Origin of the sequence: Rothia sp. P7181 (genome assembly GCF_048513015.1) — a bacterium.
Lineage (GTDB): Bacteria > Actinomycetota > Actinomycetes > Actinomycetales > Micrococcaceae > Rothia.
Genome location: NZ_JBLXXZ010000010.1, coordinates 1 through 19,196, shown reverse-complemented (window position 1 = coordinate 19,196; position 19,196 = coordinate 1). Strand labels below are relative to the sequence as shown.

14 protein-coding genes, 3 tRNA genes and 1 other RNA gene are annotated in these 19,196 nt (G+C 47.1%); 8 read left to right on the top strand and 10 right to left on the bottom strand.

Annotation, left to right across the window (positions count from 1 at the left end):
- Positions 1-185: 185 nt before the first annotated feature.
- On the bottom strand, positions 186-2,918 hold the full coding sequence (gene aceE / locus ACN08Z_RS06080) for a pyruvate dehydrogenase (acetyl-transferring), homodimeric type (protein ID WP_419103672.1): 2,733 nt from the start codon (positions 2,916-2,918) through the stop codon (positions 186-188).
- A 365-nt stretch (positions 2,919-3,283) separates the two neighbouring features.
- On the opposite strand from aceE, the gene ACN08Z_RS06075 reads away from it, so the two are divergent.
- From ACN08Z_RS06075 to gndA, 3 genes are all read left to right on the top strand, one after another.
- Positions 3,284-3,706 carry a DUF3052 domain-containing protein gene (locus ACN08Z_RS06075; protein WP_419103671.1) on the top strand — a complete coding sequence of 141 codons (423 nt, stop codon included), beginning with the start codon at positions 3,284-3,286 and terminating at the stop codon, positions 3,704-3,706.
- Positions 3,707-3,912: 206 nt separating this feature from the next.
- Positions 3,913-3,985, top strand: a tRNA-Val gene (locus ACN08Z_RS06070).
- Positions 3,986-4,337: 352 nt separating this feature from the next.
- Positions 4,338-5,819: an NADP-dependent phosphogluconate dehydrogenase gene (gene gndA, locus ACN08Z_RS06065; protein ID WP_419103670.1), complete on the top strand. Its 1,482-nt coding sequence runs from the start codon at positions 4,338-4,340 to the stop codon at positions 5,817-5,819.
- Positions 5,820-5,935: 116 nt separating this feature from the next.
- Here the strand turns inward: gndA and epsC are convergent, their stop codons facing one another.
- From epsC to msrA, 3 genes are all read right to left on the bottom strand, one after another.
- Positions 5,936-6,520, bottom strand: coding sequence for a serine O-acetyltransferase EpsC (gene epsC, locus ACN08Z_RS06060; RefSeq protein ID WP_419103669.1), 585 nt, complete (start codon positions 6,518-6,520; stop codon positions 5,936-5,938).
- Between the two features lie 171 nt (positions 6,521-6,691).
- Entirely contained in the window at positions 6,692-7,627 is a 936-nt protein-coding gene (gene cysK, locus ACN08Z_RS06055) for a cysteine synthase A (RefSeq protein ID WP_419103668.1), read from the bottom strand.
- Between the two features lie 100 nt (positions 7,628-7,727).
- Positions 7,728-8,255 (bottom strand): peptide-methionine (S)-S-oxide reductase MsrA, encoded by a 528-nt coding sequence (gene msrA, locus ACN08Z_RS06050; RefSeq protein ID WP_419103667.1) that lies wholly within the window; start codon positions 8,253-8,255, stop codon positions 7,728-7,730.
- Between the two features lie 119 nt (positions 8,256-8,374).
- Between msrA and ACN08Z_RS06045 the strand changes: the two genes are divergently transcribed.
- Positions 8,375-9,271, top strand: a complete 897-nt coding sequence (locus tag ACN08Z_RS06045) for a Nif3-like dinuclear metal center hexameric protein (RefSeq protein WP_419103666.1) — start codon at positions 8,375-8,377, stop codon at positions 9,269-9,271.
- 98 nt (positions 9,272-9,369) lie between these two features.
- Here the strand turns inward: ACN08Z_RS06045 and ACN08Z_RS06040 are convergent, their stop codons facing one another.
- Entirely contained in the window at positions 9,370-12,195 is a 2,826-nt protein-coding gene (locus ACN08Z_RS06040; RefSeq protein WP_419103665.1) for an HtaA domain-containing protein, read from the bottom strand.
- A gap of 142 nt (positions 12,196-12,337) precedes the next feature.
- Positions 12,338-13,102 (bottom strand): YaaA family protein, encoded by a 765-nt coding sequence (locus tag ACN08Z_RS06035; RefSeq protein WP_419103664.1) that lies wholly within the window; start codon positions 13,100-13,102, stop codon positions 12,338-12,340.
- 30 nt (positions 13,103-13,132) lie between these two features.
- On the opposite strand from ACN08Z_RS06035, the gene rnpB reads away from it, so the two are divergent.
- Positions 13,133-13,491: RNase P RNA component class A (gene rnpB, locus ACN08Z_RS06030), an RNA gene on the top strand.
- 43 nt (positions 13,492-13,534) lie between these two features.
- On the opposite strand, the gene def is transcribed toward rnpB, so the two are convergent.
- The 3 genes from def to orn form a co-directional block, all read right to left on the bottom strand.
- Positions 13,535-14,107, bottom strand: coding sequence for a peptide deformylase (def, locus tag ACN08Z_RS06025; RefSeq protein ID WP_419103663.1), 573 nt, complete (start codon positions 14,105-14,107; stop codon positions 13,535-13,537).
- Between the two features lie 91 nt (positions 14,108-14,198).
- Positions 14,199-14,271, bottom strand: a tRNA-His gene (locus tag ACN08Z_RS06020).
- A 112-nt stretch (positions 14,272-14,383) separates the two neighbouring features.
- On the bottom strand, positions 14,384-14,995 hold the full coding sequence (gene orn, locus ACN08Z_RS06015) for an oligoribonuclease (RefSeq protein WP_419103662.1): 612 nt from the start codon (positions 14,993-14,995) through the stop codon (positions 14,384-14,386).
- Positions 14,996-15,146: 151 nt separating this feature from the next.
- On the opposite strand from orn, the gene mptB reads away from it, so the two are divergent.
- Complete coding sequence (mptB, locus tag ACN08Z_RS06010; protein WP_419103661.1) at positions 15,147-16,712, top strand: polyprenol phosphomannose-dependent alpha 1,6 mannosyltransferase MptB; 1,566 nt, start codon at positions 15,147-15,149, stop codon at positions 16,710-16,712.
- A gap of 59 nt (positions 16,713-16,771) precedes the next feature.
- Here mptB and ACN08Z_RS06005 read toward each other — a convergent pair.
- Positions 16,772-16,844 (bottom strand) — tRNA-Arg (locus ACN08Z_RS06005).
- Positions 16,845-16,992: 148 nt separating this feature from the next.
- On the opposite strand from ACN08Z_RS06005, the gene ACN08Z_RS06000 reads away from it, so the two are divergent.
- Together ACN08Z_RS06000 and ettA are read left to right on the top strand one after the other, a co-directional pair.
- Positions 16,993-17,301 carry an antibiotic biosynthesis monooxygenase family protein gene (locus ACN08Z_RS06000; RefSeq protein ID WP_419103660.1) on the top strand — a complete coding sequence of 103 codons (309 nt, stop codon included), beginning with the start codon at positions 16,993-16,995 and terminating at the stop codon, positions 17,299-17,301.
- Between the two features lie 175 nt (positions 17,302-17,476).
- Complete coding sequence (ettA, locus tag ACN08Z_RS05995; RefSeq protein ID WP_419103659.1) at positions 17,477-19,156, top strand: energy-dependent translational throttle protein EttA; 1,680 nt, start codon at positions 17,477-17,479, stop codon at positions 19,154-19,156.
- Positions 19,157-19,196 lie beyond the last annotated feature (40 nt).

The window sequence follows — 19,196 nt, the reverse complement described above, 5'->3', positions numbered from 1 at the left end:
TCTTTAGACTCACCGTTCAACTAAAGCCTTTGAAAGGTCATGGCGAAGGAAGCTCATAAAGAACGATGTCAGAGATAAAAATGATAAAAGGCGGGCTGTTCTCTACCTGAACACGATAGAGAACAGCCCGCCTTGACTAATGAACTAAGGTCTCAAAGAAATGAACCTTTAACACCTGTTCACTGTTACTCAGCGTTTTGTGCCAGCGTTGCTGGGGCATTAACGTCGAGCTGATACTTAGCAAAGGCCTGAGCTGGAGCTTCTGCAGGAACTTCTCCACGCTTTGCAAGCATTTGTAGTGTGCGTACAACAATGGACTCTGCGTCAACGTTGAAGAAACGACGTGCGCCAGCACGGGTATCAGAGAAACCGAAGCCGTCTGTTCCTAGAGTTGCAAAGTCGTTAGGAACATACTGGCGAATGCCATCCATCAAATCAGAGTTGTAGTCAGACACTGCAACAATAGGGCCAGTCGCACCATCAAGCTGCTGTGCAACGAATGGTACGCGAGGTTCTTTTCCGCTGAGGAAAGCTTCACGCTCTGCTTCGATACCATCACGGCGGAGGTTAGTCCAAGAAGTGACAGACCAAACGTCCGCAGAAACTCCCCAGTCTTCAGCCAAAAGCTCAGATGCTTTCATCGCCCAAGGAACGCCAACACCAGAAGCTAGTAGTTGCGCTCGAGGTCCTTCAAGCTGGCTTTCTTTGACTCGGTAGATACCACCGATGATGCCTTCAACGTCAACATTCTCAGGCTCTGCAGGCTGAATAATGGGTTCGTTGTAGACGGTGAGGTAGTACATGACGTCATGGTCTTCATCTTTTTGACCGTACATATGCTCGATACCGCGCTCAACGATGTGTGCAATTTCGTAGCCATATGCTGGGTCATAATGAATCACAGATGGGTTCTGTGACGCCAAGATAGGTGACTGTCCGTCCATGTGCTGTAGGCCCTCACCGGTAAGGGTCGTACGACCTGCCGTACCGCCGACGATAAAGCCACGAACAAGCTGGTCAGCTGCTGCCCAGAATGCGTCACCAGTGCGCTGGAAACCGAACATCGAGTAGTAGATGTAAATCGGAACCATAGGAACACCATGGGTGTCATATGAGGAGCCCGCCGCTGTCAATGCAGCAACGCCGCCGGCTTCGTTAATGCCAACGTGCTGAATCTGACCGGCAGGAGATTCCTTGTATGCAAGCATAAGCTCACGGTCTACTGCAAGATAGTTCTGACCCAAGGGGTTGTAAATCTTTGCAGAGGGGAAGAAAGAATCCATACCAAAGGTACGTGCCTCATCAGGAACAATCGGCACGATGCGCTTACCAAAGTCTTTTTCGCGCATGAGGTCTTTCATCAAGCGAACAAAAGCCATGGTGGAAGCAGCCATCTGCTTACCGGAGCCCTTCTTGGCGCCCTTGTATGCCTTTTCACCAGGGAGTTCAATCTCTGGCTGAATCTGGCGACGTGCTGGCAAGAAACCGCCTAGCTCTTGGCGACGCTTGAGCATGTACTGAATTTCGGGGGCGTCCATACCAGGGTGGTAGTAAGGAGGGTTGTAAAGATCTTTTTCAAGTTCTTCATCAGAGATGGGGATGCGAAGGTGGTCACGGAAAGCTTTGAGATCTTCCATCGTGAGCTTCTTCATCTGGTGGGTTGCGTTACGGCCTTCAAAGTGAGTACCGAGACCGTATCCCTTAATGCCCTGAGCCAAAATAACGGTGGGCTTACCCTTGGTCTCCAAAGCGGCCTTGTATGCGGAGTAGACCTTCTGATAATCGTGTGCGCCTCGCTTGAGTGCCCAGATCTCATCGTCGGTCATATCAGCAACGAGTTCTTTGGTTTCGGGTGTCTTGCCGAAGAAGTGCTCACGAACGAAGCCACCGTCTTCTGCCTTATAGGTCTGGTAGTCACCGTCGAGGGTTTCGTTCATAATGCGAACGAGTTCACCACTCTTATCTTTTTGGAGGAGTGAATCCCACTCACGACCCCAAATAACTTTGATGACATGCCAGCCTGCGCCACGGAAGAAGGACTCAAGCTCTTGGATAATCTTTCCGTTACCGCGCACAGGGCCGTCAAGACGCTGGAGGTTACAGTTGACAACGAAGGTGAGGTTGTCCAACTTGTTGTTTGCCGCAACCTGTAGTGCGCCACGTGATTCAACTTCGTCGAGTTCGCCGTCACCGAGGAATGCCCAGACATGCTGTTCTGAGGTGTCTTTGATGCCGCGGTCGTGGAGGTAGTGGTTAAACTGTGCCTGCCAGATAGCGTTGATAGGGCCTAGACCGAGTGAAACGGTTGGGAACTGCCAGAATTCTGGCATGCAACGGGGGTGTGGGTATGAAGGGATACCTTTATCGCCCTTGGTTTTTTCTTGGCGGAATCCGTCGAGGTGCTCTTCGGTGATGCGTCCTTCGAGGAATGCTCGCGCGTAGTTACCAGGGGATGAGTGTCCCTGCCAGAAGATTTGGTCGCCTCCGCCGGGGTGTTCTGGTCCGCGGAAGAAGTTGTTAAGACCAACTTCGTATAGGGTTGCGATGCCAGCATAGGATGAAATGTGTCCGCCAACGCCGATAGTTGATTTTTGTGCGCGCTGAACCATGATTGCTGCGTTCCAGCGTAGGTATGCGCGGTATCGGCGTTCCATCTGTTCGTCGCCAGGGTATTCAGGCTCTTGGTCAACGGGGATGGTGTTGATGTAGTCAGTAGTAGTGACCATTGGCACCTCGACACTGCGGCTGCCTGCTCGCTGCAATAGAGAGCGAACGATGAACTGTGCACGTTCAGTGCCTTGGGTTTCTACCAGTTCGTCGAAAGATTCTAGCCACTCGGCTGTCTCTTCGGCGTCGGTGTCTTTGAAGCTATTGGTGAGTGCGCTTAAGACATGGTCGTTTGTATTGGAGGGTCCCACTAGTCAACCTCTCTTTGTTGATGTTTATAGGGTGTGGCGTGTGAACTGTTAGCACAGTTCCTGCCTTCCTCGGCACAGACTCTCGAGTTCTCGAAGGTCTGATACTTTCTTCTTCTATGTTGTCACACCTGCACCGTTTTTTAGCCATTGTGGGGGGATACTTCCACTAAAACGCTGGGTAGTTTAAGTCACATCGTTGCTTGATTCTAAGAAATGTGGCGAAAATTAGCGTGTTTAGTTGCTTATTTGTTCGTTGCCGTGTTCAGTTGTGTTTAGGAATTGGTGGTATATGTTTCGACTATATTGAGCTGATTCTAATAAGTGCATGACGGATATGTGTCCGGTTTATTTTCAGGAGGATGTCAGTGAACGAGACCAAGACCGCTGCGGAACAAGCAGTTGTCCAACTTGGTTTCAAGGATGGGGATCTCATCCAAGAATTTGGGTATGACGATGACGTGGACTTTGATCTACGAGATGCGTTGATGGATCATATTGGCTCGGATCTTCTTGATGAGGATGATCAAGATGTTGTTGATGGGATTCTCGTTTGGTGGCGCGAAGAACGCTTCGGTGACTTGTCTTTAAGTGACGCCCTCGTTGATACGTTAGTGAACCTAGATGAAGGGGGAGTCGTTTGGCTTCTCACTCTTAAACCTGGCAGAGAGGGGCATCTCAATCCGGCGGAGATTCGGCCTTTGAGCGGAATTGCTGGTTTGCGCCCGACGTCTAGTGTTACGGTTGGGCCTGATTGGATTGCTACGCGCTTGGTTGCGAGGCGGCATTAGATTTTATTGGTGAGCGAGGTAGTTGCGCTGAGGAAGCGCCTGCCTCGCTCTTGTTTAAAGAATCGATTGTTTTGGCTTGTGGAACAGTGTTTTAAGGACACTTTGGTAAATGTGAGCTAGAACATGCTGTTTTGAGTTGCACCCTAAGGATCTTTCTGTGTATAGTTTTATATGTCGCCGCGAGAGATAAGAAATCGTAGTGATAAGGGTCTTTAGCTCAGCTGGTAGAGCGCCACGTTTACACCGTGGATGTCATCGGTTCGATCCCGGTAGGACCCACAAAATCAAGACTCTGCTTATAGCAGGGTCTTTTTTGTATCTTAAGGAACATGCTGTGAACTCCTATAAACCACGTCATCTCAGTGCCGTTATCATGAGCCTCGTGTGGCTTCTTATCTCCCTATACTTTCTTACTCAAGATACCTACACGGCCATGTGGTCAATGTTTGCAGTATTCTCCGCCCTCTGGTGCGTCTTATCTTTCTGGGTGCTACTGACCGACCGGATAGAGTGATAACACTCTCAAAAATTTGTGCATGTAGAGTGCTGACATAGGGGTAACAGTGTTCGCTTGCAAAAAAGTGAAGTCAATAAGTACCCATCTGCACCGTCGAGAGCTTAGAGTTAAGCTATGACTGAAAAAAATGCTGCACAGAAGGCACAAATCGGCGTCACAGGTCTTGCTGTGATGGGCGCAAATCTTGCTCGAAACCTTGCTCGCCACGGATATACTGTGGCTTTGCACAACCGCTCTGTTGAAAAAACTGACGCACTTCTTCAAGAACATGGTGACGAGGGTTCATTCATCAGAACAGAAACCTTGCAAGAACTCGTTGACTCCTTGGAATCTCCGCGTCGCATCCTCATCATGGTTAAAGCAGGTGCTCCTGTTGATGCGGTTATCGCCCAACTTGTTCCACTCCTAGATCAAGACGACATTATTATTGATGGCGGTAACTCCCATTTCCCCGATACTATGCGTCGTGAACGAGAACTTGCTGAAAAAGGTCTACACTTTGTTGGTGTTGGTGTCTCTGGCGGTGAAGAAGGGGCACTTCTCGGGCCTTCTATCATGCCTGGTGGTTCTGCTAAATCCTATGAATCTGTCGGCCCGCTACTTGAAAGTATCGCAGCAAAAGCTCCTGACGGGACCCCTTGCTGTTCTTGGATTTCTACCGATGGTGCCGGCCACTTTGTGAAAATGGTTCATAACGGTATCGAATATGCCGATATGCAGGTTATCGGAGAGGCCTATGACCTTCTCCGCTCAGTAGCGGGAGTAGAACCTGCAGAACAAGCAGAAATTTTCAAATCATGGAATAACACTGAATTAAACTCCTACCTCATTGAAATTACTTCTGAAGTTCTAGCTCAGGTTGATGCTAAGACAGGTAAACCTCTAGTTGACGTTATTGTTGATGAAGCTGGTCAGAAAGGAACAGGACGTTGGACTGTTCAAGCCGCTCTAGACCTCGGCTCACCCGTTACTGGCATCGCAGAATCTGTTTTTGCACGTGCACTTTCTTCTTCTAACACTCAAGCACGTCAAGAAGCACAGAGAGAACTTCCTGCAGGGCTTATCAGCACAACAGGAATCGCTGCTGGAGACCCTGAATTTATTGAAGACGTTCGTAAAGCGCTCTTTGCATCAAAACTGGTATCTTACGCTCAAGGTCTAGACCAAATTGTTGCCGCCGGAAAAGAATACGGCTGGGATCTTCAACTCGATAAAATCGCTAGCTTATGGCGTGCTGGTTGCATTATTCGTGCAGAACTACTTGGTGAGATTATGCAAGCATACTCTCAAGAACAACAGCCCGTTAACATGCTCTTGGCACCAGGGTTCAAATCTCTCATGGAGTCCTTGCTTCCATCGTGGCGTCGGGTCGTCTCTAAGGCAACGGCGTTAGGCATCCCCGTCCCAGTCTTTGCCTCATCACTTTCATACTATGATGGACTACGACGAGACCGCCTACCTGCAGCTCTCATTCAAGGGCAGCGAGACTTCTTTGGGGCACATACTTACGCCCGAGTAGACAGTGAAGGCATGTGGCACACTCTATGGAGCGGCGACCGTTCTGAGATTAACGCAGCTGACTCCCATACCCACTAGGTATTATCAAACCTTCACGAAGTTCAGGCATATAACCTGAAAAACGTCTGAGGTTCCGCACCATCAAATGGTGCGGAACCTCAGACATTTAAACTTAACTTTTCTATAACAGGTATCTAGATCCACATAGCAGGATCAATGTACTCTACAGGGTCAACTAAAGGTTTCTTCTTCTCTGGAGTACGAGGCTTAGAACGTGCGGGAATACCCGTAATGATGGAATCTGCTGGGTGGTCGTGAACAACTACCGCATTACCACCAATAGCAGAATCATCACCAATATAAATAGGGCCAAGAACTTTTGCTCCAGCTCCAATAGTGACTCTGTGACCAATCGTTGGGTGACGCTTAGTCTTCTCTAACGAACGTCCCCCTAAAGTTACTTGGTGATAAAGCATCACGTCGTCACCAATTTCAGTTGTTTCTCCAATAACAATGCCCATGCCGTGATCAATGAAGAAACGACGCCCAATAGTAGCACCAGGGTGTATCTCAACACCGGTAAGAAACCGTGCAAACTGGGAAAGTGTACGAGCTACTAACTTAGTATGTTCTTTTTGCCAGAGACGATGAGCAATACGATAAAACCACACTGCGTGCATCCCTGAATAGTTAAGGATAATGTCTAAGGTATTGCGTGCTGCAGGGTCATGTGTGCGCACTGTTTGTATATCTTCTTGTAGCCGTTTGATAAAGCTCAATGAACGTCTTCCTGGAAATGATGAAATATGTACGTTCAGTACAACTGTTGTACTATAACAGGTTATTCCCCAAGACTAATATTTTTAGGATATTCCACAAAAATAGCCTACCTGAGGGAACCGCCAAACATATGATTCCCTGCAGATAGGCTATTTTAGAGGAGCTTTATATTAGCTACGGATGTCCTCATATAAGATGGTGGAGATATAGCGTTCACCAAAGTCTGGAACTACAGCAACAATAAGCTTATCTTGGTTTTCAGATTTTTTCGCCTCTTCTAACGCCGCCCAGACAGCTGCACCAGCAGAGATACCACCAAGAATGCCTTCTTGTGTTCCAAGCGCTCGTGATGTAGAAACTGCATTGTGAGTGCTTACCGGAACAACTCGGTCATAAATATCGCGGTTTAGAGTATCAGGAACAAAGTTCGCTCCAAGACCTTGAATCTTATGAGGTCCAGCAGTACCACCGGATAAGAGTGCAGAATCTTCTGGTTCAACAGCTACAACCTGAATATTGGGGTTCTTCTCTTTCAGAAACTTTCCTGTACCAGAGACAGTTCCTCCTGTTCCAACTCCAGCAACAAAGATATCGACTTTTCCTGCGGTGTCTTCCCAAATTTCAGGGCCGGTTGTATTGTAATGAATTTCAGGATTAGCGCTATTTGAGAACTGCGAAGCAAGAATTGCGTTCTCTGTTTGTTCAACAATTTCTTGAGCTTTTTCCACCGCTCCACGCATACCGTCAGCACCAGGTGTCAAAATAATTTCTGCACCATAGGCACGAAGCATAACGCGGCGTTCATTAGACATGGTCTCTGGCATGGTGAGGATAACCTTGTACCCGCGAGCTGCACCAACCATTGCCAGAGCAATACCTGTATTACCAGAAGTACCTTCAACAATGGTACCGCCAGGTTGCAGTTGCCCAGATTTTTCTGCAGCATCAATAATTGCTTTGCCGATACGGTCTTTTACAGAATTTGCAGGGTTATAGAATTCGAGTTTGACAGCAACATTGCCTGGTAAATCTGCATCAAGACGGTTAAGTTTGATGAGGGGAGTGCCACCAATAATTTCTGTAACGTTCTGGTATATCTTCGACATAGGTCCTCTTCTGATTTTCTTGAGAAGTTCTATCACGTATGTATCACTTTACGGGGTGACTCATAGATTTATATCAACTATGAAACATATCGTAACGTTATTATTGGTCTTTGAGATATAAGGAAAATGCTTGTCGAGCTTTAGATACTTTTGGATTAATAACGGCTGAGCAATACCCTTGTTCTGGGTTCTTCGCATAATAATTTTGATGGTAGTCTTCTGCCTCCCAAAAGACTCCTAAGGGTTCAACAACTGTGACGATAGGTAAATCCCAGAAGCCTTGTGCCCGTTGGATAGCCTGACTTATTAGCTGATATTCTTCATCTGTCGAATAAAATAGCGCAGAACGGTATTGTGAACCAACATCTGCTCCTTGCTGATCCCAACTGGTTGGGTTATGAGAAGCCATGAAAATATCAAGGATAATATCTGCTGGAATTATCTGAGGGTCAAAATGTACTTTGACTACTTCAATATGCCCAGTATTCCCGTCACATACTTGAGGATATGTGGGAGAAGGCAATTCTCCGCCTGTGTATCCAACAACGCAATCGGTAATTCCTCGGAAATTTCTTAAAACTGCTTCTAAACACCAGAAACAACCGCCACCAAGAACGAGAGTTTGCAAAGTTACCACCTTAAATCGAATGCTTACACTCTAGTGTAGCGCCGGAGACAGAAATATGATTCTGAGGTTTCTTAGGGACGTTATTTCGGCATCAGAGGAACTCATGAGACGATGAAGATATGACAGAGCAAAAAATACCTTCGCTAGAACATGTGGTTCGTACTTTTCATGAGATTTTTCCTCCTCAACTATCTGAAAGTTGGGATGCTAGCGGCCTCATTACGGGAAGGTTGAAACAACCGGTTCGTTCTATTGGGCTTGCTGTAGATGCTACTGTTGCTGTGGCTCAAGAAGCTGTACAGCGTAAAGCAGATGTGTTGATCACTCATCATCCTTTGCTGTTACGACCTGTGCATTTTATAGCGGATGATACGTATAAAGGAGAAGTCTTACAGACTCTTATCGAGGGTCAATGTGCTTTATTGGGAGCACATACAAATGTTGATTCTTCTCCGCTGGGAACGAATGACGTTTTTATGAAATTGCTAGGAATCAACGAGGCAAAAGTACTGAGCGACTCTCAAAATATCAATATTGATGGACACGAACATTCAGTGGGGATTGGCCGTGTGGGAGAGTTATCAGAACCTGTTACTTTAGAGGAACTGTCCTGTCGTATTGCTCATTTTCTTCCTGCAACGGCAGGTGGTTTACGTGTAGCTGGGCCGAAGACGGCACAAGTACAAAAAATTGCGTTGTGTACTGGTGCTGGGGATTCTCTGTTAGGTGAGGTTCTCAAACATGAGGCTGATGTGTACATTACTGCTGATTTGAGGCATCATCCAGCATCAGAATTCCGTGAGGGTGCATCTTTATCAGGGGGCACACCGTACCTTATTGATTGTTCTCACTACGCTAGTGAGAGTCTTTGGTTGAAAGGCGCTGGAGAACTCCTTCAGCAGAGATTAGCTAATCAGGGGTATAGTATCTCTTTCTATGTTTCTGAGCTAAATACTGATCCGTGGGATTTTGTGGTTTCAACCGGTGACGTTGCTGGTTCTGCAAGTACATTTTAGAAGAACTGTATAACGGATACTTAAGAGCCCTTGTTGTGATGAACATTTATGTTCATCACAACAAGGGCTCTTTACTTTTATGCCTTAACGCTTAGATTTTATGAGCGAGTTTGACGACGTGAGCGAGCAATGAGCACTCCGCCTGCTGCAGTCATAAAGAGGGCTGATAGAGCAAGACCTGTTACATGTGAACCAGTGTAAGCAAGTTTCTTGTGAGACTGCTGGACTGTTTCATGAGTTTGTACAGGTTGAGCTGGCTCAGCTGGTTCAGCTGGTTCAGCTGGTTCAGCTGGTTCAGCTGGTTCAGCTGGTTCAGCTGGTTCAGCTGGTTCTGAAGGCTCTGCAGGTTCAGATGGCTCAGCAGGTTCTGAAGGCTCTGCAGGTTCAGATGGCTCTGCAGGTTCAGATGGCTCAGCTGGTTCTGAAGGCTCAGCTGGTTCTGAAGGCTCAGCAGGTTCTGAAGGCTCAGCAGGTTCTGAAGGCTCAGCTGGTTCAGATGGCTCAGCAGGTTCTGAAGGCTCAGCTGGTTCAGATGGCTCAGCTGGTTCAGATGGCTCAGCTGGTTCTGAAGGCTCTGCAGGTTCAGATGGCTCAGCTGGTTCTGATGGCTCAGCTGGTTCTGATGGCTCAGCTGGTTCTGAAGGCTCAGCTGGTTCTGAAGGCTCAGCTGGTTCTGAAGGCTCAGCTGGTTCTGAAGGCTCTGCAGGTTCTGAAGGCTCTGCAGGTTCTGAAGGCTCTGCAGGTTCTGAAGGCTCTGCAGGTTCTGAAGGCTCAGCAGGTTCAGCTGGCTCTGCAGATTCAGATGGCTCAGCAGGTTCAGATGGCTCAGCTGGTTCTGAAGGCTCAGCTGGTTCTGAAGGCTCTGCAGGTTCTGAAGGCTCTGCAGGTTCAGATGGCTCTGCAGGTTCAGATGGCTCTGCAGGTTCAGATGGCTCTGCTGGTTCTGAAGGCTCAGCTGGTTCTGAAGGCTCAGCTGGTTCAGATGGCTCAGCTGGTTCTGAAGGCTCAGCAGGTTCAGCTGGCTCAGCAGGTTCAGATGGCTCAGCAGGTTCTGAAGGCTCAGCAGGTTCTGAAGGCTCAGCAGGTTCAGATGGCTCAGCAGGTTCAGATGGCTCAGCAGGAGTTACTGCTTCCTGGTTCTTAACAAGACGAGTCAAGAATTGCTCATCATCATAGTTGCTATTGCGAACAACTGTTGGCATGATGATGTCGCCATTTTCCATGACTACAGTCAATGGATTATCTTGGGCTGTTCGCTCCATATGGGGAACGCTTAGCTCTTCAACTGGCTCAAAGTTATCGTCAAACCAAATAACTTTGCTATGAGTACCATCAAGAACGACAACGCGTTCACCATCGGAGAAGACTGAAGCGATAGAAGAAATCTCTGCAGGAGGTGCTTCTAGAGGCTTAATGACAGAGAACTGACCGTTTTCGTAACCAAGTACCTGCCAGCGAGAAGAACTTCCCCAGAAACCATTCCAACGGAAAATAGTTTTTCCATCATCAGAGGTGCGGATATTACGCATGCTTGTTCCCAAACCTTCTGCAGGTTGAGCTTCAGCTACTTCTCGAACAGGAACTGTCTCGTTAGAGAACTGCAAGACATGCCCGCGAAGAATGTATTCGTTACCTGTCTCTTCATAGATATTTGTTGAAGGTGAAAAGACAAAAGAACCGTCGGCTAGAGGCTCGAGGATACGTGAATTATTGGTCCACTTATCACCGTAATAGTCTTTGACAGAGTATGCCTTCACGCCTTTAAGCGCAGGAGAAACCTCGTAAGGGTCAGGTAGCTTATGTGAGGAAACAGCGCCAGAAGCATCTACAAACTGGACAGTTCCACTACCTGCATCATCAACAGTAAGTAGCGCAAGAGAATCATTGAATGGGTTATACCCTAGGGCAGCAACACGTTCATCTTCGGGAGCGACTAAACCATCGACAACACCTTCATTGACGAGGGTGCCGGCATCGTTAACAACGTACTTATCTACCGCATGAGTTTCAGCGTTAACAACGTAGAAAATGCCACGTTCAGCGTCTGTTGCAAAAGGAAGAGACTTTGTTGTTGGAACTTCTAGTGTAGAGACAGGTTCCATTGTTTCTGGATTAAGCACCGTGAACTTAGGAGTAGAGCTACCCCAATACTCTGCATATCCGTGAACCACGTACTTGCCAATACGTGAGGCGCGGTGAACATCGCTATAGTCTAGTCCGGTGTTCCAGCTCTTGCCAATAGAATAATCTGACGCAGCAACTTCAACACTCTTCCCTTTGTAAGAGAAATTGAGGGGAGCCAAAGCAGTGCCAGCATTGTAGAAGTTTGAGAATGCGTGAGCACCTTCTGCTGTTAGTTCTGTTGCAATGTTATCCCATGTGACAACTCCGTCAACCTCAGACTGAGATGCCCCGTCAAGTTTGAGGTTTGCCATCACAATGCGAGTGGGACCCTCAATCTGCTTTGATTGATAGTTGCGGGTTCGAACGACGAAGCTGAGAGTAGAAGTTCCTTCGGGGTTGAGAACAATCTGGGGTTCAGCTAGGGAAAGGTCTAGTTCGCAGGTATCTACGTCGTTAGCGTCAGAACAGTGTGAAGCAAAACGTACTTGGCCGCTTCCTGTAATAGTTGTTACGCCATCTTTTTCTTCAACAGTGTTGAAAGGGAAATTATAGATACCGTTTTCTTCTGTAACATCGTCGCTGATGCTGTGATGACCACCCACATAAGAAATGAACGAGGGTCGGATACCCCAATGCATTGCACCAGCTTGCTGTGCTTGCGTATCACTAGCAACGATGGCCGTTGCAGGGGCGTTTTCTTGTGCGAAAGCTGTTGCAGCTGCGGGGATAAGAAGAGCACCTGCGAGGCTCAGCGCACAAGCTCGACGCTGAAAGTTTTTGAATGAGAATGAGTGAGGCAAAATGGGCCTACCTTTAGAAATGTGTCGGATAAGGACAGCCTTATCTTACACTTAACTAAAGGGGAGATTCTATAGTTTCGAACTAAAATTGTCTGGTAAAAACAGATATGTTCTTTCGATGTGTTGTACCCCCCCATGAAAACTAGCGAATCACAAGAGTCAGAATACCTGCAGATTTTGTTGTGGCAGGGCAAAACTCAACTTCCCAGTCCCTAGACAATTCATTCATCAGCTCGTCTGGGACATTGATATCAGTCAAACCTTTTTGAACAAGATAACGCCCCAACTCTCCTCGATAATGTTTCGCCATATGAGACACTACCTTGCGTTCGTCATTCTCGAGGACCTTCTCAACACGGACGCTGAGGGTTCGCTCTAACGGTGCTGGGTAAGCCTTCGCATATGCAGCAGAACGACAATCAATAACTAACTCGCCTGAATAATGGCGGTCTAAAACTGGCGAGAGCTCACCTCTCCAATACTTTGCAAGGTCTCCAACCTCACCAAGTTTCACCCCCATAGATAACCGGTATGCAGGAATAACGTCAGAAAGTCGAACAGCGCCCCAAAGCGCCGAAATAATGACAACAGAATTAATTGCACGCTCTTGCGCCTGCTGATCTAGAGAAGCAAAATCAAAGGCCTCGAATAACACACCACTATAAACATCAGAGGCTTGTGCTGCAGGTTCTTGGAATAATCTGGTATTACGCTCGACCTCTTTGGCTAAAGAAGCTCCCACCTTTAACTGAGTCAAAGCATCTTCAGCAGCGCTGACAATCTGGAGCTGATGCATCAACTCCTCCCGTGACTGAGTAAGCTCAGGAAAACTCAAATCTGCTAAGTCGACAGTTTGATGTGTGCTTTGAGCTGTTTTGCCTTCAGAGGGTGGAAATAAAATAAGCATGCTCTAAGTGTAGTAGAATCGAAACACGAACGGGATGCTCAGGCAATTGCGTGGTGAATCATCACGAGGAAAGTCCGGGCTCCACAGCACAGAATGGTCGATAACGTCGACTCAAGGTAACTTGCAGGAAAGTGCCACAGAAAATAGACCGCCTAGATTCTAGGTCAGGGTGAAAAGGTGGTGTAAGAGACCACCAGTGTTATAGGTGACTATAACAGCTTGGTAAACCCCATTCGGAGCAAGGCTAAATAGAGTACGTAGTAAGTAGTGCGCTGAAGTGCTCGGGTAAGCTGCTTGAGCCTAGGAGCAATTCTAGGTCTAGATGGATAATTGCCACTGAACATGCAATATGTCAAGTACAAAACCCGGCTTATCGAGTGTCCCGTTCGCCCCTTTGTGCAAGTTGTTCACTGAGGCAAAGGGTTTGCGCTTTTAATGCCCAAAGGGGTCTGGGTCTACTCCTGGTAGCCATGAGTTCCCCTCGACAGTCCATCCCTCACGTTTAATAACTTTTTTAGCTCTGGCTGTCCATTTTTTATTGAGGCGATTAACGTATAGCTTTCCATCTAAATGGTCTGTTTCGTGTTGCATCACTCGAGCAAACCATCCAGTTGCTTCAAACTCAAGAGGTTGACCTTGCGCGTCTAATCCTCGAACACCTACCCAATCTGCTCTTTTAAGTGGGAAACCGTACCCTGGAAAAGATAGACAACCTTCTTCTTCCTCGTCAGGGTCGGGGTCTGCAGAAGAAATTTTTCCAAGAGTGAGTACGGGGTTGATGACAACGCCTAGGGGAGGGACTCCATCATTATTATCAAATTTATAGGTAAAGAGTCTTAATCCTACTCCAACCTGGGGGGCAGCGAGCCCTACACCATGAGATAGCTCCTGCGTCTCATACATGTTCTCAATGAGTTCGGCGAGAGTGTCATCAAAAGCCGTGACAGGTTCTGCTCTCCGGTGCAGGACAGGGTTTCCGTGAATAACGATGGGAAGGACTGTCATAGAAGCTCCTTAAAATGGAATCCTCGAGAAATAATTAGCGATATATACTAAAAGGGTCGTTATGGCTAATGCCATAACGACCCTTCCTTTGGGTGATCGACGGGGATCGAACCCGCGACCTCCTGGACCACAACCAGGCGCTCTGCCAACTGAGCTACGACCACCATATATTACTGATACAAAGTACTCCATAAAGTGCTTTGTTTTAGCAACAGGTAATAGCTTACCGACTAATGCGATAAAACCAAAACTGAAACCATGTGATGCTTGACACTGTTACGGTTTTTCTGAGGAAAACTCTTGAGCAATCTTGGCAACTGCCATCGCATCGGGGCCAGGGGCTGGAACAAAAACCGCCTGACGATAATACTTCAACTCATTAATAGAATCCCTGATATCACCTAAGGCGCGATGATTACCCGTCTTCTGCGGGGCACCATAAGCAGCAGCAGGGAACCACCTACGAGCAAGCTCCTTAATCGTAGACACATCAATCACTCGATAATGAAGATGCTCGATTACCTCTGGCATATCTCGAACCAAAAAAGCCTTATCTGTTCCCACAGAGTTGCCACCTAGCTGCGCTTTTCCCGCAACCGGAACAAATCTTTTAATATATTCAAGCACCTGACTCTGAGCTTCGCTCAAAGAAATTCCAGAATCTAACTCCTCAAGAAGACCAGAATTTTCGTGCATATTCCGCACAAAATCATTCATTTGCTCAAGTGCTTCTGGCTCAGGCTTAATGAGAACGTCTAATCCATCGTCAAGAACATTTAGCTCAGCATCAGTAACAATAACAGCTACCTCAATGAGAGCATCCTGCTGCAACGACAGTCCTGTCATCTCACAATCAATCCATACAATTCGTTCATTAGAAATAGACACAAACTCTAATTTACTCTCAAGGACACAGAAAAAGAAAACCTTAGCTAAAAACTTCTCAAGAATTAGCTGACGCCACTCCTAGCCCATACTGCCCACCGCAAATAACAGGTAAAATTAACGTCAATAATCGGCACCTTGCATCAGGAACCTTATGAATCAAACAGCAGAAAAACCTTCTCTTACTCCTACTCAACATCGGAACAACCTCCAAAAACTCTATGTTTATGGAAACCCATTGCGTACTATCATCATGGGAACCATCGGTTCCATACTCATGACAATAGGCTCGTTTGGTGTTGGGTGGATTAGTGATGCCTCACCTCTGAACCGAGAACCACTGATTATTGCCTTGCGATATAACGTTGCAGGCATCGTTGCCTGCATCTTGCTGTTAGCAATTGGTGGAATGATGATGTGCAGAGAATGGCTCAGACTTTCTCAAAAGCTTAGAGGCTGGGGTAGTAACACCAATCGATGGACATGGAGCGCCATTATCTGCTGGACAACACCACAACTATTCGCCTTCCCACTTTTTAGTCGAGACGTTTTTTCGTACTTTGCACAAGGGCGAGTCATGCTTGCTGGACTGAACCCCTATGAGAACGGTGTCTCAACTATCAATAACTTCTTCCAATATGGGGCAGACCCTCTCTGGGCGCAATCACCACCACCTTATGGAACGCTCTTCTTATGGATTGAAGAACTTGTTGTCAGAATTGCTGGCTCAAATATTGATTTAGGTATCATTCTTTTCAGACTCATCGCGGTTTTTGGGGTCGGATTAATCGCCTACTATGTGCCTAAAACTGCGTTTTTACAGGGATTCAACTCCACTCGAGCGTTATGGCTCGTGGTTGCAAACCCATTATTTATTGCCCAGTTTGTGACTGCTGCGCATAATGATGCCCTGATGACAGGTATCGCTTTAGCAGGGTTCTACTACGCCACAAAAGATCGCAACTATTGTGGCGGTATTATTGGGGCAACACTAGTGACCTTAGCTATTGCCATTAAACCTATTGCTCTCGTGCTCCTACCATTTATCGGGTTGCTGTGGGCTGGTAAAGATGCCTCGTGGATAAGAATCTTCACCACATGGTTCTACGTTGGTGCTATCTCCCTTGCAGAACTTACCGTCATGGGGCTACTGAGCGGCTTTGGCTTTGGTTGGATTGGCGCACTCTCAACTACTGGAGGTCAATACATTTGGTATTCACCGATGGGATTCCTCATGGTAGTTGTTTCATCTATTGTTGCCTTTTTCTCCTCTTCAGAAGCTGCAGATTTTGTCAAAGATCTTATCGGCAGTATCAGCAAATACATCGGTATGGGAAGCGCCGTTATCGTGATGTTTCGAGGAGCGAGCAATAACGTTGTGCGACGAGCAGGAATATCGTTGGGGCTCGTTGTAGTCTTCTCGCCTATGATTCAATCATGGTACTTGCTGTGGGTCATACCCTTTTTCGCCATTACTGGCATCAAAACTAATTGGCAATTGGACTTCTACTTCATTACCACGCTATTTTTTATGATTTATGCCGTCAGCGACCAATTAGATGTATCACCCTACCTCAAAGATTTTGACACAAATATGGGAAGGCTCCTTGCCGTTATCGTTTCCTTCGGATACGCCTGTTACTTAGTCTTCGTTGATCCTGCAACACGTCGAGTTCTGAGAAAGAGATGTCAACCTGTCTCTTATCAACTGGTGACCTAAAACAGTGTGATAATACAAAGAGGCCTTGCAATACTAAGTATTGCAAGGCCTCTTATATGTGCCCCAGGAGGGAGTCGAACCCCCGACCAAGAGATTAGAAGGCTCCTGCTCTATCCACTGAGCTACTGAGGCGATAAGGTCAAAAACGACCTTTCTGTATGATACATCCAGATTCATAAGGGAGCAAAAAGAAAGTGCCTTTAAGTCAAAAAACCTGTAGGTAATATCTGTCACCAAGCATATACTGGAAGTAGCTCAACAACGAAGAAAGAGAGCTCTTATGACCATCCTAAAAATTAACAAACTCGCTGTTAAAGACGGAAACTTTGCTGAACTCGAAAAACGGTTTGCGCAACGTAAACACTCAGTAGACCAAGAGCCCGGTTTTGAAGGTTTTGAGTTGTTGCGCCCGACCGGTGAAGGTCAAGAACATTACTTCGTCATTACTCGCTGGGCCGATGAAGAAAGCTTCCAAGCGTGGGCAGCAAAACGTTCTCCACGAGATCCGAATACCACGGTCTCACGAGCTGAAGGAACACTGAGCTTTGAAGTAGTTGACCTGCCCGAAATTGAAGAATCGGGCTACTAAAATAACATCACTAAAACTGCCCCAGATAGAACGCACTCTATCTGGGGCAGTCCCGTATAATAACTCATCACCTGACGCCCAATCATAAGGTTGTGGAATAAAACAATCCAACAACATTCCACACACTGACACTAAAGAACAGCAAGAAAAACCCGAATACGGTAGCCTAGAGACCATGGCAGAATTTATTTATACGATGAGCAAAGCCCGCAAAACAGTGGGCGACAAAGTCATCCTCAATGACGTCTCTATGTCATTTTTCCCCGGCGCTAAAATCGGTATGGTTGGACCTAACGGCGCTGGAAAATCAACCATCCTCAAAATCATGGCAGGGCTGGACACACCATCTAATGGTGAAGCCCGCCTATCTCCCGAATACACTGTAGGAATCCTTCTACAGGAGCCACCTCTGAACGAAGAAAAAACCGTTCTTGGTAACGTTGAAGAGGGCGTCGGCGAGATTAAAGAAAAACTTGACCGATACAACGCCATTTCAGAAGAAATGGCAAACCCCGATGCAGATTTCGATGCGCTCATGGAAGAAATGGGCAAACTGCAAGAAGCAATCGACGCGGCAAATGCATGGGATCTCGACTCCCAACTTGAACAAGCGATGGACGCTCTCCGATGCCCACCAGCAGACTCACCCGTAACAAAACTCTCCGGTGGTGAACGTCGTCGTGTCGCATTGTGCAAATTGCTACTAGAAAAACCCGATCTTCTCCTCCTCGATGAGCCCACGAACCACCTCGACGCAGAATCTGTGCTTTGGCTCGAACAACACCTACAATCCTACGAAGGTGCCGTTATCGCTGTAACACACGACCGCTACTTCCTCGACCATGTTGCAGAATGGATTGCTGAAGTTGACCGTGGAAACCTCTACCCGTATGAGGGAAACTACTCCACCTACCTCGAGAAGAAACGCGCCCGCCTAGAAGTTCAGGGTAAAAAAGACGCAAAATTAGCGAAGCGCCTCAACGATGAACTCGACTGGGTTCGTTCTAACACCAAAGGACGTCAAGCAAAGTCTAAAGCTCGTCTTGCACGATACGAGGAGATGGCAGCTGAAGCTGAAAAGACCCGTAAACTTGATTTCGAAGAGATTCAGATTCCTCCAGGACCACGTCTTGGTAACGTCGTCATTGAAGCTGAAAACCTTCAAAAAGGGTTTGATGGACGTTCTTTGATTAATGGACTGTCCTTCAGCTTGCCACGTAACGGCATCGTTGGTGTTATCGGACCTAACGGTGTGGGTAAATCAACACTCTTCAAAACTATCGTTGGACTTGAAGAACTAGACGGTGGAGAACTTAAAATTGGTGAAACCGTCAAAATCTCATACGTCGACCAGAACCGTGCAAATATCGACCCTGAAAAAACACTCTGGGAAGTTGTCTCTGACGGACTCGACTACATTCAAGTAGGTCAAGTAGAGATGCCTTCTCGCGCCTACGTCTCCGCTTTCGGTTTTAAAGGCCCAGACCAACAAAAGAAAGCCGGAGTGCTATCTGGCGGTGAGCGTAACCGACTCAACTTGGCACTAACCCTTAAACAAGGCGGAAACCTTCTGCTCTTGGACGAACCAACAAACGACCTCGACGTAGAAACTCTTGCATCCCTTGAAAATGCGTTGCTTGAATTCCCCGGCTGTGCCGTTGTCGTATCCCACGACCGTTGGTTCCTCGACCGAGTAGCAACCCATATCCTTGCTTGGGAAGGCACCGACGAAAACCCAGATAACTGGTATTGGTACGAAGGTAACTTCGAGTCGTATGAAGCTAATAAAGTTGAACGTCTCGGCCCTGAAGCGGCAAAACCGCACCGTGTCATTCACCGTAAACTGACTCGATAAGTTCATCATCTGCTCGGAGATGAGCGATAGAACCTGAGCG